Source organism: Longimicrobium sp. (genome assembly GCA_036377595.1).
Lineage (GTDB): Bacteria > Gemmatimonadota > Gemmatimonadetes > Longimicrobiales > Longimicrobiaceae > Longimicrobium.
In genome coordinates, this window is the sequence record DASUYB010000105.1 from 193968 (window position 1) to 208841 (window position 14874).

At 70.9% G+C, this 14874-nt stretch carries 10 protein-coding genes; 4 read left to right on the top strand and 6 right to left on the bottom strand.

Annotated elements, in window-relative coordinates:
* The first annotated feature begins 45 nt into the window (after positions 1-45).
* Positions 46-735, top strand: a complete 690-nt coding sequence (locus VF092_18290; GenBank protein HEX6749253.1) for a metal-dependent hydrolase — start codon at positions 46-48, stop codon at positions 733-735.
* Positions 736-959: 224 nt separating this feature from the next.
* On the top strand, positions 960-5006 hold the full coding sequence (locus VF092_18295) for an amino acid adenylation domain-containing protein (GenBank protein ID HEX6749254.1): 4047 nt from the start codon (positions 960-962) through the stop codon (positions 5004-5006).
* Between the two features lie 361 nt (positions 5007-5367).
* Here the strand turns inward: VF092_18295 and VF092_18300 are convergent, their stop codons facing one another.
* The 6 genes from VF092_18300 to VF092_18325 all read right to left on the bottom strand — a co-directional run bounded on the left by VF092_18300 (position 5368) and on the right by VF092_18325 (position 14069).
* Positions 5368-6675 carry a hypothetical protein gene (locus tag VF092_18300; GenBank protein ID HEX6749255.1) on the bottom strand — a complete coding sequence of 436 codons (1308 nt, stop codon included), beginning with the start codon at positions 6673-6675 and terminating at the stop codon, positions 5368-5370.
* 283 nt (positions 6676-6958) lie between these two features.
* A complete protein-coding gene (locus tag VF092_18305; protein ID HEX6749256.1) occupies positions 6959-7675 on the bottom strand; it encodes a hypothetical protein in 717 nt (238 codons plus the stop codon).
* A gap of 661 nt (positions 7676-8336) precedes the next feature.
* Complete coding sequence (locus VF092_18310; protein ID HEX6749257.1) at positions 8337-9035, bottom strand: twin-arginine translocation signal domain-containing protein; 699 nt, start codon at positions 9033-9035, stop codon at positions 8337-8339.
* 549 nt (positions 9036-9584) lie between these two features.
* Positions 9585-11324 carry a lamin tail domain-containing protein gene (locus tag VF092_18315; GenBank protein ID HEX6749258.1) on the bottom strand — a complete coding sequence of 580 codons (1740 nt, stop codon included), beginning with the start codon at positions 11322-11324 and terminating at the stop codon, positions 9585-9587.
* A 251-nt stretch (positions 11325-11575) separates the two neighbouring features.
* Positions 11576-12625, bottom strand: a complete 1050-nt coding sequence (locus VF092_18320) for a porin (GenBank protein HEX6749259.1) — start codon at positions 12623-12625, stop codon at positions 11576-11578.
* Between the two features lie 409 nt (positions 12626-13034).
* Positions 13035-14069 (bottom strand): hypothetical protein, encoded by a 1035-nt coding sequence (locus tag VF092_18325; GenBank protein ID HEX6749260.1) that lies wholly within the window; start codon positions 14067-14069, stop codon positions 13035-13037.
* A gap of 317 nt (positions 14070-14386) precedes the next feature.
* Here VF092_18325 and VF092_18330 point away from each other — a divergent pair, with 317 nt between their 5' ends.
* The gene (locus VF092_18330) at positions 14387-14548 is read left to right on the top strand and encodes a hypothetical protein (GenBank protein ID HEX6749261.1); all 162 of its coding nucleotides are present in this window, start codon (positions 14387-14389) and stop codon (positions 14546-14548) included.
* An 86-nt stretch (positions 14549-14634) separates the two neighbouring features.
* The gene (locus VF092_18335; GenBank protein HEX6749262.1) at positions 14635-14805 is read left to right on the top strand and encodes a hypothetical protein; all 171 of its coding nucleotides are present in this window, start codon (positions 14635-14637) and stop codon (positions 14803-14805) included.
* Positions 14806-14874: the final 69 nt, after the last annotated feature.

A 14874-nucleotide genomic window follows, 5' to 3' on the forward strand; every position in this document is an offset into this window, starting at 1 on the left:
TGGGACGTAGGACTTCTTCTTTCGTTTTCATCCGCGGAGAAACCCATGGCTACGCTCACCTGGCACGGGCACTCCTGCTTCACCCTCGAGACCGACGAGGGGAAGCGGATCATGATCGATCCGTGGATCGACGAGAACCCGATGGCCGACATCAAGACGTCCGACGTCGAGGCGCTCGACTACATCCTCGTGTCGCACGGGCACTGGGACCACTTCGCGGACGTGGTGGCGCTGGCGAAGAAGACCGAGGCCACCGTCGTCGCCACCTTCGAGCTCGTTTCCTTCGTGCAGGAGCAGGGGGCGAAGAACGGCCACGGGATGAACATCGGCGGGGCGTACGTGTTCGACTTCGGGCGGGTGAAGCTGACGCCGGCGCTGCACACCGGGAGCGTGGCGGGCGACAAGGACGGCACGCACACCACGGATCCGAGCGGCTTCCTCATCTCCCTGAACAGCGGCCAGCGCATCTACCACGCGGGCGACACGGCGCTGATCATGGACATGCAGCTGCTGCGCGGCTCCGTCGACGTGGCCATCCTCCCCATCGGCGACAACTTCACCATGGGGCCCGAGGACGCCGCGCGCGCGGTGGAGATGATCGAGCCGGAGGTCGTCATCCCCATGCACTACAACACCTTCCCGGTCATCGAGCAGAACCCGGAAGGCTTCCGCACCCTCGTCGGCGACAAGGCCCGCGTGGAGATCCTGCAGCCGGGCGGGACGTACACGATCTGAAAAACCTGAAGAAATCGCATGGCACGAAGGCCCGCCGAATGGCGGGCCTTCGGTTTGATCACACGTATCGGAGGGAGGTTGGATCGTCGCTTCCAGAAAGCACGCCCGAAGCATCCCGGAACGTCGCATCAGGTGGGATTGATCGCCACCCACTGCGCGGGTTATCGTACGGCGCGGAGCGAACTTCCGCCCTCCCGCGGCATTCCCACCCGCCGTGCCCTCCCATGACCGACCTGCAAGACCGGCTCTCCGCCCTTTCCCCCGCCAAGCGCGCGCTCCTGGAGCAGATGCGCGTGGCCGGCGCGGCGCCCATCCCGCGCATCGCCGGCACGGCGGCGCCGCTCAGCGCCGAGCAGCGGCGGCTCTGGTACCAGCTGCAGCTGGCGCCGCGGCACCCCGTCTACACCATCCCGCAGGGCTTCCGCCTGCGCGGCGAGGTCGACGCCGACGCGCTGCTGGGCGCGCTGCGCGACGTGGTCGAGCGGCACGAGGCGCTGCGCACCGCCTTCCGTGAGAGCGCGGGCACGCCGGTGCAGGTGGTGGGCGACGGGTCGGCGTTCGAGCCGGAATACCTCGACCTCCGCGGCGACGAGTGGGCGGAGAGCGAGGCCAACTACCAGATGGACGACTTCGCCCGGCGCACCTTCGAGCTGGCCCGCGGCGACGTCTTCCACGCGCGGCTGGTGCGCCAGGACGAGGACGACTACCGCCTGCTGCTGGCCGTGCACCACATCGCCGCCGACGGGTGGTCGATGGCGGTGATGCTGCGCGACCTGAGCGCCTTCTACGCCGCGCGCGTGGCGGGGACGGAGCCGCGGCTCGACCCGCCGCCGCTGCGCTTCCGTGACTGGGCGGCGTGGCAGCAGCGCCCCGACGCGCCGCCGGCCGCGGCCGAGGAGGCGCACTGGCGCGAGGCGCTGAAGGGCGCGCGCCACGTGCTGGAGATCCCGCCCGACCGGCCGCGGCCGCCGGTGCAGGCGTGGGAGGGGCAGAAGACGCCGTTCGACCTGCCGCCGTCGCTGGGGACGGGGATCCGCGCGCTCGCCCGCCACGAGGGCGCCACCCCCTTCGCGGTGATGGCGGCGGCGTTCGCGCTGGTGCTCTCGCGCTACGCGGGCGAGGAGGACCTCCTGCTCGGCACGCTGCTGGCCAACCGCCCGCGCCCGGAGCTGGAGGGGGTGGTCGGCTTCTTCGCCAACACGCTGCCGCTGCGCCTGCGGCTGGACGGCGATCCCACCGCGGCCGAATTGGTGCGGCGCGCGCACGCGGCCGCCGTGGGCGCGCAGGAGCACGCAGCGCTCCCCTTCGACCGCATCGTGGAGATCGCGGACGTGCGCCGCGATTTCAGCCGGCCGCCGCTGGTGCAGGCGGTGCTCACCTGGGCCGACGCGCCGTCCACCTCGCTCTCGCTCCCAGGCGTCGCAGTCGAGACGCTGCACCTGGACTCGCTGACCTCCATCTTCGAGCTCACGCTGGCCATCGAGGACCGCGGAGATGGGGTCGCCGGCGCGTTCCAGTACAACAGCGAGCTGTTCGAGCACGTCACCATCCAGCGCATGGCCACGCACCTGGAGGCGGTGCTGGCCGCGTTCGCCGCCGACCCGGGGCAGCGCATCTCCAGCGTGCGCTTGGCCTGGGCGTCGGAGACGCGGACGGTGGAGCGGTGGAGCGTGGCCCCGTCCGCGCCGCCGCCCGGCGCGTGCATCCACCAGCTCTTCGAACGCCAGGTCGAGGAGACGCCCGAGCGCACCGCGATCGTGTGGGAGGGTGATGGCGTCTCCTACGCGGAGCTCGACCGCCGCGCCAACCGCATCGCCCACGCGCTGCGTGAGATGGGCGTCGGCCCGGAGAAGCGCGTCGCCGTCTGCCTAGAACGGACGCCGACCCTGATTGCCGCCATGCTGGGGGTGCTGAAGGCGGGCGGCGCGTACGTCCCGCTCGACCCCGCGCATCCTTCCGCGCGGCACCAGGCCGTGCTCCGCCTCTCCGGCGCGCGCTGGATCCTCGGCGGCCCCGCTGTCCGCGCCTCAGCGGCGGGGATCGAGGGCGTGCAGTTGATCGATCCCATCCCGCTCCTCGACAAATCCGGCGACGGCGCCGAGCATCCCCAACTCAGCACTCAGCACTCAGCAGTCAGCACTCCATCCCCCGAAAATCTCGCCTACGTCATCTTCACCTCTGGCTCCACCGGCGGCCCCAAGGGGGTGGAGATCGAGCACCGCTCGGCGGTCGCGATGCTGGAGTGGATGCGCGGGCTGCTCTCCGGCGAGGGGCGGTCGGGCGTGCTGGGATCGACCTCAGTCACCTTCGACGTCTCCATCGCGGAGATCTTCGGCACGCTCGTCTGGGGTGGCACCCTCGTGCTGATCGAGAACGCGCTGGCCGAGCTGCCGCCCGAGCCGCCGCTGCGCGCCGCGGCGATGGTGCCCACCGCGGCGGCCGAGCTGCTGCGCGAGGGGCGCTTCCCGCCGCGGGTGGAGAGCGTGCTGCTGGGGGGCGAGCCGGTGCCGCTCCCTCTCGTGCGCGAGCTGATCCAGCTCCCCGCCGTGCGCCGCGTGCTCAATCTCTACGGGCCCACGGAGGATACGACGTACACCAGCTGCGCCGAGCTGGACCCGCTGGCGCTGCGAGTCTCCGTGGGCCGGCCGATCGACGGCGGGCGCGTGTACGTGCTCGATCCCCTCCTCCGCCATGCGGGCGCCGCCGTCCCCGGCGAGGTGTGGACCGCGGGCGCCGGCGTGGCGCGCGGCTACGCGTCGCGCCCCGCGCTCACCGCCGAGCGCTTCCGGCCCGATCCGCACGGGCCGCCGGGAACGCGCATGTACCGCACGCTGGACCGGGGCCGCTGGCGCGAGGACGGTTCGCTCGAGTACCTGGGCCGCGGCGACGCGCAGGTGAAGGTGCGCGGCTACCGCATCGAGCTCGAGGAGGTGGAGCAGGCGCTCGCCGCGCATCCCGCTGTCGCCGAGGCCGCGGCTACCGCGCGCGGCGAGACGGGCGCGGGGCGCCGCCTCGTCGCCTATCTCGTGGCGAAGGCGGGCGCGGAGATGCCGGCCGCGGCGGAGTTGCGGTCGTTCGCGCGCGAGCGCCTGCCCGAGTACATGGTGCCACAGGCGTTCGTGTGGGTGGACGCGCTCCCGCGGACGTCGAGCGGGAAGCTGGACCGCCGCGCCCTCCCCGAGTACGAGGGCGACGGGATGTTGCCGCAGGACACGTACGTCGCGCCGCGCAACCCCGTGGAGCAGCGGCTGGCGGAGATCTGGCGGCAGGTGCTGGACGTGGAGCGGGTGGGCGTGCACGACGACTTCTTCGACCTGGGCGGCCAGTCGATCCTGGCGATGCGGCTGGTGGCCCGCGTGCGCGAGGAACTGGGCGCGCACGTGGCCGTGGCCGAGCTGCTGCAGGCGCCCACGCTGGCCGACATGGCGCAGGCCATCACCGGCCGGCACGACTCGGTGAAGCTGCCGCTGGTGCCGCTGCAGACCTTCGGCGACCGGCCGCCGCTCTTCCTGGCGCATCCGGCGGGCGGCCACGTGGTGTGCTACCGTGGCCTCGCCATCCTCCTGGCCAGCGAGCAGCCCGTCTACGCCCTGCAGCCGCTGGGCGTGCAGCGGGGCGAGACGCCGATCTCCTCGATCCCCGAGATGGCGGCGTACTACGTGGCCGCGCTGCGCGGGATGCGCGCGCGCGGGCCGTACCGGCTGGGCGGCTGGTCGTTCGGCGGGGTGGTGGCGTGGGAGATGGCGCAGCAGCTGGCGGCCGCCGGCGAGGAGGTGGACCTGCTCTGCCTGTTCGACACCTCGCCGCACACGCCGGAGACGATCAGGATCGACCTGGGCGACCCGGCCGAGGTGGTGTGGTGGACGGTGGGCGGAGTGGCGGGATACGGCGCCGCGTCGCGCGTCAGCGTCGACGAGCTGCGCGAGTTCGAGGGGCGCGAGCTGGTGCGGCAGATGATCGTGCGGATGAACGCGCCGCACCTGCTGGACGAGAGCCGCGTGGACGACATCCTGCTGCTGACGGACCTGCGCGCCGCCAACCTGCGCGCGCAGGGCACCTACACGCCGCGGCCGTATCCCGGCCACCTGACCTACTTCCGCACCGCGGGAAGCGAGGACGCCGACGGCTTCTCGTTCGGCGAGGCGTTCTGGAGCGAGCTGGCGCTGGGCGGAACGACGGCGCACCACGTGGGCGGCACCCACAGCACCATCCTCGACGAGCCCTACGTCGAGACCCTCGCCGAGGTGATCCTGGGCGGGAAGTCGGGTTGATGCATCCGCGGCCGGCCGCCGCGCTGACGTCATCCTGAGGCTGAGGCCGACCACACCGTTACCAGCGTCTGCGCGAGTGGTTGCAGGCCGAAGGATCTGTAGCCGCGTCGGCACGCCGGCTTGCGTGACGCACCGGGCACCTGCATCGGCGCGTTCCGCCGAGGGGCGTGTGGGGTCGATTATAGATCCTTCGGCCTGCAAGTGCTTGCGCAGACGCTGATTACGGTCTGGCCGGCCTCAGGATGACGTCTTGCCGGCTTCACCATCGATACAACGCGAGAAGGGCCGGCGCTCACCCGGGCACCGGCCCTTCATCATCTACCGAGATCTTTGAAATCGTCCGGCGAAACGGTCTGTCATGTCAGACGCGGGCGCCGCGGCGGCAGTCGGCGCGGTAATCCGCCTCCACCGAGCGGCAGAACTCGGCGCGGCGCCCGGTGCGCTCGATCAGGCTGACGGCCAGCTCACCGATCGCCTCGTAGCATCGCGACCGGCTCGGCTTTCCCGGCACGTGCCGGCAGAGGCGCACGCCGTCGTCCAGCGACGGCCGCCGGTACGCCACGTCCTTGGCGGCGCCGAAGAAGCACCACCCGGCATTCGGCTCGCCGATGGACGAGCAGATCCGGATGATCCGCTGCAGGTCCTGCGCGGCGGCCACCCCCGACGCGTCGCGGCCAAGGCTCTGGAAGCAGATGGCGCGGTAGCGCTCCGGCGCCTGCCCGCAGTCGCGCGCCGCGCGGGCGAAGTCGCCGCCCTCCAGGGGGAGGATGACGCTGGTCTGGAGGAGGTAGCACGCCCCGCGGTAGCGCTCCGCCACCACCGAGCAGGGATACTGCGGATCGCCCGCCCGCGACGGCGCGAACACGTCCTGGTCCGCACCCGCGTGCACGGCGGCGAGCGACGTGGGCGCGGGTCCGGCGGGAGCGGCCGCGTGCGCGTGCCGGCCGGCGGCGTGGTGGCCGCCGCCGTGCCCCGCGCCGAGCCGCGCCGAGCTCTCCATGAACGTCCCGCCGTAGCACGATTCGCGCTCCCAGTCGGACGACAACGCGTCGCACAGGGCCAGCGCGGCGGGCACGTCGTAGCGCAGGTTGATGGCGAGGCCGTGCCCCAGGCCGTGCAGGCACTGGAACTTGAGCCAGTCGGTGGGCGCCCGGGCGGTGAGCGTGGGGCAGGCGCGGGCCACCAGCCGGGGGGTGACCTGGCGCGCCGCCGCGAAGTACGCCTGGATGATCCCGTGGTGGCACCCGCTGTGGAACTCGGCCGTGCAGCGCGAGAACTCGAGCGCGGGGTCGCGGCCGGCGCGCAGGGCGGCAAAGCCCAGCCGGTGCGACAGCATGTGGGCCTCACCCTCCATCGCCGGGTCCTGCTTCAGCACCTCGCGCAGCGTGGCGGACCCCAGCCCCACGCCCCCGGCCCCCGCCACCATCTCCAGCAGCGGCGCGTAGCACGCCACCGCCGCAGCGCGGTCCTCCTCGCGGCAGAGCGGCACCGCCGCGCGGGCCAGCTCGGCCGCCTCGAGCGTCCCGGTCCCCTCCCCGGCCGCTGCCGGGGAGGGCCGCGCGGGTTGCCGCTGACGGTACCAGTCGGCGGCCAGCGCCGCGGCCGCGATGAGGAGGACGAGGGCGAGCGGCACCTGGAGATCCAGGAACGACTTGAGATGGCGATTCATCGAGGAGGTGCTCGGGAAGGGCGGGTCAGGCGGGATGGGAGATGGGGAAGTTCAATCCCCGTGCATAGATACGGGCGCCGCCGGGAGGGAGCAAGAGTTTTCGGTCCCGCCCTGCGTCGCCAGCTTGAATCTGCAAAAGAATGGATGACGCAGGGTTAGCAGGGTAAGCAGCTTGTTCTCTGCTAACTCTGCTGACTCTGCGTGAGCCCTTCTGTTTTCTAGAGGAACGGCCCGGCCACCGAAGAGGCGGCCGGGCCGTGGTGCATCCGCGATTGGAGCCGCTTCAGCAGCGGTTCAGGTCGCGCGTGGTGGAGGCGATGTTGATCCCCGCCACCGTGGCGCTGAACAGGTCGCTGAAGCCGCGCGACGCGATGTCCAAGTGGTTGCCGTAGAAGTCCGACGCCACGCTGTCCTGGAACGCCACCAGCGACGACTTGCTCAGCGCCACCACCGCGCTGCCGGCGTTCAGGCTGGTGTCCAGCACGCCATCCACCAGCGGGTTGGTGGCCAGCGCGTCCTTCATCGCGTACGCCAGGTCCGCGTTGGAGCCGATCCTGCGCGGCGGCCACCGGTTCCCCGCGCTGTCGTGCACGATCACCTGCACGGTGGTCTCGTCGCGGAACCGGTGGAATGGCTTGAGTACCGTCGCCAGCCCCGTCCCGGTGCGGGCGTTGTCGGTCACCACGCGCTGCAGGTAGGTGGTATTGACCCCCCGCTGCAGCGCCGGAACCCGCACGTTGGTGGCGGTGCCGATCGTCACCACCGCCATCTTGTGCAGCGTCACTCCCGGGTCGGGCCCGCCGCGCAGCGAGGCACGCGGGGCGGCGGGCGCGGCCGTGGCGGCCCGGTCCGGTTCCGTGACGCTCTCGCCACACGCCGCCAGCAGCGTGGACACGCCAGTCACGGCAACGGCGGCGGCGGCCGTCCCCAGGAACTCGCGGCGGTTCTCTCCGCGCGGGGGCTCGGCGCCGGTTTGGATGGCTCCCTGATTCTCGCTCATGGCATCCTCCATGGGAGAGTGGGTGGATGCCGGACGGGCGGTACTCGCGCACGCCCGTACGGCGCGGGGTACTGCCGTGCTGCTGCGGGATCTCGCGGCGCGGGATGGGGCGCCGCGGCGGGTGTGGGGTCCGGCGAGTGAAAGGCCGCTGGGTTGACGGGCCTGCGGCGCGGGGCGGAAAGGTGAGTCCCCGCGTGTTCCGGCGCGGACGGGTGCGCCGGTTCCGCCATCGGTAGCACGGTGGCGCCGAGCAGCATATCTGCCACGTCGTGCACCTGCAAGCGTCTCGATGCCCCTGCGGGCGAACACGGCCACGGCGGTGTGGGAACGTCCGTTCTTGGCCGCTGAGGATGCGGCCAAGGCGATGTGGCGCGCGCGTTTAGAGACAATGAAGCGTCGACGTCCCAACAGCACTTGAATCACACGGAGGGAACGGAGGTAACGGAGGACTGACCTGGGTTCCTCCGTTTCCTCCGTTCCCTCCGTGTAATTTTCATTCCTGATTCGAATGCACAGCCATTCGTTCAATCCGGTATGAGGGCTCGCTCGCGCCGGGGTACGGCACGGCGTGCGAGCGCATCGGCGGACGGGACCGGAAAGAGAACGGCCCGGCCGCTGAAGAAAGCGGCCGGGCCGTTCGCGCCTCGCGCGGTCGAACCGCTCAGCAGCGGTTCAGGTCGCGCGTGGTCGAGGCGATCGTGATCCCCGACACCGTGGTGTTGAACAGGTCGCTGAACCCGCGCGACACGATGTCCAGGTGGTTGCCGTAGAAGTCCGACGCCACGCTGTCCTGGAACGCCACGATCGACGACTTGCTCAGCGCCACCACCGCGCTGCCGGCGTTCAGGCTGCTCTTCAGCACGCCGTCCACCAGCGGGTTGGTGGAGAGCGCGTCCTTCATGGCGTACGCCAGGTCCGAGTTCTTGTTGACGGTGCGCGGCGCGTACGCCCGGCCGTTGCTGTCCTGCACCGACACGGTCACGGTGGTGCCGTCGGAGAAGCTGTAGGTCTTCTTGCACACCGTGGCCAGCCCGGTGCCCACGCGGCTGTTGTCGGTGATGATGCGCTGCAGGTACTTGGTGGTCCCACCCTTCTCCAGCGCCGGGATCTTGACGTCCGGCGCCGAGCCGATGGTGCCCGCCACCATCTTGTGCAGCGTCACGCCGGGATCGCGCCCGCCGTTGAGCGAGGCACGCAGCCCGTTCGACACCGGCTGGTGCGTCGCTTCCGAGGCGGTGGCGCTCTCGCCGCACGCCGCCAGCACGCTGGGGATGGCCGTGGCCGCCACGGCCGTCGCGGCGGCCTTGCCCAGGAACTGGCGGCGGCTTGCCACGGTGGTCTCGTCTTGCCTCTCGCTCATGGGGTCCTCCATGGGAGTGGGATGTGTGCCGGGTGGGCGGCGCGCACGCCGCGGAGTACCCGGCGCGGACAGGTGAGATACTCCTGCGGATTGCCGCGGCGCCCGGGTGGGGGTGCCGCCGGGAGACGTTGATCCGGCCGGCGTGGGGGCCGCGTTCCTGGGGGACTGATCGGCGGGGCGGACGGGGTGCCCCGCGGGTGAACAGACGGCGCCAGACCACGCGCCGATCCCGCCACCGGTAGCACGGTGGGGATGCCTAACATATCTGCAACACGTCGGGGGTCAAGACTCCTGACGCCGAGCGTGCGAACACGGCCATACCATCGCGGGAACGTTTGCTCCCGGCGCCCGATGCGCGTGCGCGGAATGCCCTTCCAGCGCCCTCTCGCACACTCCGTCCACCTCCGCGCGCCGCCTCCCGCACGCTCCGCAAGCGCCGGCGGGAGAACACATCTTCTCCATCCCACGCGATCGAAATAGAACGAAGCGGAGGATCCGCCGCCGGATCCTCCGCACGTTTTCCGACAGCCGCCCGGTCTCGTCTCCGGCCTAGAACGCGGTGCCGTTCACCCGCTTGCCGGCCGACGACGTGAGCGTGCTCAGCGTGGTGTGCAGCACGAACGAACCGGTGGCGCTGGCGTCGGGGCTGCGGTTCATCGACACCCCGTCCGTCCCCGCCAGCGTCGACGAGTAGGCGAAGGAGTCGATCGTCGTGGCCCCGTTCTTCAGGATCACCGAGTCGCCGCCGTTGGCCAGGCTCAGCGCGCCGGTGCTCGCCGCCACCGCGTTGGTCAGCCCGGCGGGAATGGCGCTCGATCCGGCGAACACGACGATCGCCTTCCCCGCGTCGAGCGTCGTCCCCGCGGCGAAGGTGTGGCGCACGCCGGTCGCGTCGCTGATCGTCCACCCGGCGATGGAGATGGCGGTGCCGCCCACGTTCACCAGCTCCACGAACTCGCCGGCGGTGCTGCTTCCCGGCTCGTTGGCCAGGATCTCGTTGATGATCACCTTCGCCGGGCTCGCGGTGGTGATGGTGAACGCGGCGTTGCTCGCGTCGCTCGCGCTCGACCCCGTGTCGGTGGCGCGAACCTTCGCGTTCGTGCTCCCCGAGCTCGGCACCGTCCACGTGTAGCTTCCCGTCGACGCCGGGGTGCTGCTGGTGATGGGCGTCCACGTGGCGCCGCCGTCCAGCGAGTAGTCGAGCTTCACGCTGGTGACGTTCGACGACGTCCAGGTGATGGCGTGGCTGCTTCCGCCCGCCCACGACTCGCCGCCGTTGGGCGAGGTGACGGTGACCGTGGGCGTGCCGCCCCCACCGCCGCCGAAGACGTAGCGGCTGAGCACCGGGAGGTGGTCGGTGGTGGTGGTGCCGTAGCTGGCGATGTAGCTGTCCACGCGGTACGCCTGCGCCGAGCCCGCCACGTAGGTGGCGTACATCTCGTTGGTGTCCAGCTGGTGGTCGATGAAGTCGGGGTAGGTGACCGTGGACGCGATCCCCGCGCTCGAGAGCGCCGCGGTGGGATAGGTGTAGCGCGCCGGATCACCCACGAAACCGGCGAAGGGGGTGGGCTGCCCGGCGGTGATCGAGGTGTCCACGTCGTCGTTCCAGTCGCCGATCACCATCACCTTCTGCGTGGGATAGGTGGTGTCGAGGTACGACTTGAGCGCGTTGGCCGCGTTCTGCCGGCGCTGCCAGCTGGCCGCGTCGTTGAACGCCTTCATGTGCAGCACGATGAAGACGATGTCCTCGCTGCCGCCGTTCACGGTCACGTGCAGCTTCACCTCCAGCGGCGGCCGCCCGGCGAAGTCGAAGTCGTTGGCGGTCAGGATCACCTTCGCGCTCACCAGCGAGGCCGAGGCGGTCTTCCAGAGCAGGGCCACCTTCTGCTCGGTGGCCGAGTAGTACGCCGGGCCGTTGGTCACCGCCGCGTCGTTCGACAGGATCCCCGCATAGCCCGGCAGCGACTTCAGCGAGTTCCACTCGGTGGCGTCCACCACCTCCTCCAGCCCCCACACGTCCAGGTCGGTGCCGGAGACCACGTCCTTCACGTTGGAAAGCTGCAGCGCGTCGTTGGTGGGCCCGTTCGACGCGTCGCCGAACCACTCCAGGTTCCAGTTGCCGACGTCGAGCGTGGCCAGCGTTCCCTGCGCGGGAATGGTGACCGCCCGTGGCGCCGCCGGAGCGGCGGGGGTGAGGGGAAGGGTCGAGCGCGGCGCGTCGCACGCGGCCAGCGCGAGCGCGGCCAGCGTGCCCAGCGCGGGAAGGGACCAGCTTCGGAGACGGAGCATCCTCGCACCTCTGGCGATGGAGAGACAGGGCCGCGCACGGCCCGTCCCTCCGCCGGCGGAAGGCGTGCGATGCGGAGCCGGAACGTTGGGAGCGGGAACATATTACGCGCGCAGGTTCCGTCGCGAAATGCTGGTCTTCGGGAGAAAAGAGGAGGCCTCACGCGGAGGCGCGGAGAACGCGGAGAAAGGCGACACGCCGGCCCCTCCGCGTGCCGGAGAAGCCGCCGTGTGGAGATTGCCGCGATCCGGAGCTACAGCCGCAGCGACAGCGACGTCACCGCCGCCAGGTCGGAGGACCTCGCGCCGCCGCGCGCGGGGAAGGTGCCGCGCGGCGCGCCGAAGAAGCCGCGCACCTCCGTCCGCCAGAGCGCCGGCCCGCGCGCCACGTCGATGCCAAGCGAGGCGCCGTTGGTGCGGAGCCCGGGCGTCAGCACGCCGTCGCGGTCGTCGTAGCGCTCCACGCGGCCGTTCACCGCCACCGCGGGCGTCACCGCGTAGCGGCCCACCAGCGAGGCGGCGTACCACGTATCCCCCTCCTGCGTCCCCAGGTCCGCCGTGGGGATGATGAGCAGCGGGCCCGCGGCGATGCGCGCGCTCAGGTCGTTGAAGAAGCGGACCCCCTGAACGCCCGTGGACGCGTTCGGCTCGCGGCCCACGAAGTTCGAGTACGAGACGGTGACCGCGGGCGAGGCCGCCCAGTCGAGCCGCGCGCCCACCGCCTTGTCGTGGTTGTTCTCGGCGATGTTCTGCCAGCCGTTCACCACCGCGAGCGTGGCCGTGAGCGAAGGGGTCGCCTGCCACGTGGCCCGCACGCCGGTCTCGTAGTAGGGCGAGAACTCGGCCGCCAGCGAGCGCGTGTAGGTGGGCAGGTCGGCCGAGATCCACCCCTCGCTGCCCAGGTGCGAGAAGAAGATCCCCGCGTCGATCCACACCGTGCGGCCCAGCGCCAACCCCGCCCACGCCTCCTGCAGGTGCGGCAGGAAGTTGCTCACGCCGGCGATGGAGTCCGGCTCGCCGGCGTAGTTGAACTGCACGCTGGTGCCCGCCTGCAGCGCCAGCCGCCCGCGCGCCGCGGCGGACTGATACTTCGCCTCGACGTGCGCCAGGTTGACGTTGAACTCGTCGTGCCGCGCGGCCTGCGTGGTGAACGCGCGGTCGTGGCCGGCGGGGCGGTTGAAGTCGTACGCGTAGTAGCCGTCGACGAACGCGCCGAAGGTCACGCGCGCGGTGGTGTCGGCCTGCGCGAGCGCGGCGGCCGGCACGGCCAGCAGGGCCGCGGCCGCCAGCATCGTGGTTTTCATGGAGATCGGAACGGGTGGGCGGGAGGGAGATGCCGCTCGGACGGGCCGTATCTTACGCGTCGCACATCTCAGGAAAAAGCCTGATCTGCTTCACGTGACCTTGATCATACCTGATTCCACGATCAACTGTACATTGGACGAAGGAAGGAATGTCATTCCGAAGGCGCTGCGCCGCCCTGTCCTCCATGCCAACGCCATGGCGCCTGAGGAATCTGTGGCTGGCTCCCGAGCCACAGGCCGCCTGTCGCTCGGAGGCATGCCACAGATTCCTCGGGCGCCGCCCGGCATCAGCGCGATCGAAGGTTCGGAGCAGCGGCGCCGCTCGGAATGACATCCGATCGGAGTGCACAATCAATTGCGGCAGCCAGTAATGAAATCCAGATCGCCAATCTCGAACGATCTTCCGTGGCTACGGAGTGACGACGTTCTCCATCTTCACCACCTCGAAGTCGCTCGCGCGCACGTTGCGCAGCGCGGCCAGCTCGTCGTCGCTCCAGCGCGGGTCGGGCGCGCCGGAGACGTACCACGCGCTGCCGTTGTCGGCCAGCAGCATCCCGTACGTCTTCATCGCGTTCAGGATCACCTGCACGTTCGGCGAGAAGCGCGTCACGTCGAAGCCCGCCTTGAGCCGCACCCGCATCCCCATGGGCGGCAGATTGGGATCGGTGCGGCTGCTGGCCCAGTGCCGCGCGGGCGCCACGTACGCGCGCCGCGTGACCGGGCAGGTGAAGCGCAGCGCGTGGCGGACGGCCTTCTGCTCCACCACCTCGTCGTAGCGGACGAGGCCGGGAAAGATCGGCAGCCCCGCCGCGTCCGCCGACGTCCACCCGGCCGGCCGCAGCGCGTTGGACGCCAGGTCGAACACGGCGCCCGAGCCCGCGCTCCAGCTGGCGCCGGCGTTCACGGGATGCGCGTCGTAGAGCTCGTACAGCTTCCAGTTGTCGCGGTCGATCACCAGCACGTGGCGGTCGCCGGTGCCGTTGGGCCCGCCCTCCACCGGCGCGTCGGTGGGGACGGGATAGGGCCCGGGGTCGCTCTCGTCGTCGTACTCGAAGGTCACCGGCACCTTCCCCTGCGTCCCCGACACGACCACGTAGGGGATGCCGTTCGGCGCGCCGTTCCACACCGTTCCGAAGTCGGGGTGCAGCCCCGTCGTCGCGCTCCCGCACGCGGCGATGAGCGTGGCGGAGCTCGGGTCGACGGGATCGCCCGAGACGTCGCGGTTCCACGCGTTGTCGGCGGGGAACGGGCGCTTGCCGTCGAGGCTGGCGTTCGGCCCCAGGCCGGGGATCCCCGTGCCGCCGCCCCCGCCGCCGCCGCCGGTCCCGCCCGTGCCGCCGCCCGTCGTGCCGCCGTCGCCCGGCGCGGAGGGGCTGCCGCCGGAGCACGCGCCCGCGGCCAGCGCGGCGAGGAGAACCATCGTCGAGGGACGGAAGATCGTCATCGTCTCGCGGATCGGGGTGAGCGGATCGCCATCGGGTCCTCCGCCCCATCGGGCAACCCGGGTGCCGACGGTGACGGTATCTCCATCTCCAATCTCACCAATCACTTGCGAGACAGGAAGGCGGCCGGCGATGCCGCCGGCCGCCCGCGTTCCGAAGCAGTTCTTGCGAGATGCGGCAATCTGTACCCCTCGCCCGCGGGCAACCGCGTCCTTGTCTCCCGGCGACGTTTGCGCTACGAGAAAGATTGACGGACAACGTGTGTCTCTGGATCATTCATTCGTCCACGGGACCGATCCCTTTCCGCGAGGAGGCAGACTTGAAGAAGCTGATCCTGAAGATCGACACGCTGCGGGTGGAGTCGTTCGAGGTGTCGGATCGCGAGCGGGCGGGCGGCACCGTGCGCGCGCACGCCACCGTGGACACCGGCCCGTGCGACTGTGCCTGGAGCGACACCTATTGCGTGTTCGTCTGTCCGTAGCAGTGCACGGTCGGCTCGTGGAACGCGTAACGGGCCGCCAGTGCGATCTGTTCGTCGAGATGGGTCCCTTTCGCAAGGAGGTACACGTGAAGAAGCTGATCCTCAGGGTCGACACGCTGCGGGTGGAGTCGTTCGACGTGTCGGAACGCGAGCGTGCCAGTGGCACCGTGCACGCGCACGACGGCACGTGGGGAGAAACCTGCAACACGCAGTGCGCGACCGGCATCTGCGACTGCGTTCTCACCGACGTCTGCTAGGCCGCCCGCGGCCCGGGACGCTCGCCGGAAGGTCGGTGCGAACGGGCGTCCGGCGATACTCGCCGGACG

Bases quoted from the DNA above. Each gene is read 5' to 3' on its own strand.
- VF092_18300 (HEX6749255.1), bottom strand. From the start codon at position 6,675: ATGAATCGCCATCTCAAGTCGTTCCTGGATCTCCAGGTGCCGCTCGCC.
- VF092_18290 (HEX6749253.1), top strand. From the start codon at position 46: ATGGCTACGCTCACCTGGCACGGGCACTCCTGCTTCACCCTCGAGACC.
- VF092_18325 (HEX6749260.1), bottom strand. From the start codon at position 14,069: ATGACGATCTTCCGTCCCTCGACGATGGTTCTCCTCGCCGCGCTGGCC.
- VF092_18305 (HEX6749256.1), bottom strand. From the start codon at position 7,675: ATGAGCGAGAATCAGGGAGCCATCCAAACCGGCGCCGAGCCCCCGCGC.
- VF092_18310 (HEX6749257.1), bottom strand. From the start codon at position 9,035: ATGAGCGAGAGGCAAGACGAGACCACCGTGGCAAGCCGCCGCCAGTTC.
- VF092_18315 (HEX6749258.1), bottom strand. From the start codon at position 11,324: ATGCTCCGTCTCCGAAGCTGGTCCCTTCCCGCGCTGGGCACGCTGGCC.
- VF092_18295 (HEX6749254.1), top strand. From the start codon at position 960: ATGACCGACCTGCAAGACCGGCTCTCCGCCCTTTCCCCCGCCAAGCGC.
- VF092_18320 (HEX6749259.1), bottom strand. From the start codon at position 12,625: ATGAAAACCACGATGCTGGCGGCCGCGGCCCTGCTGGCCGTGCCGGCC.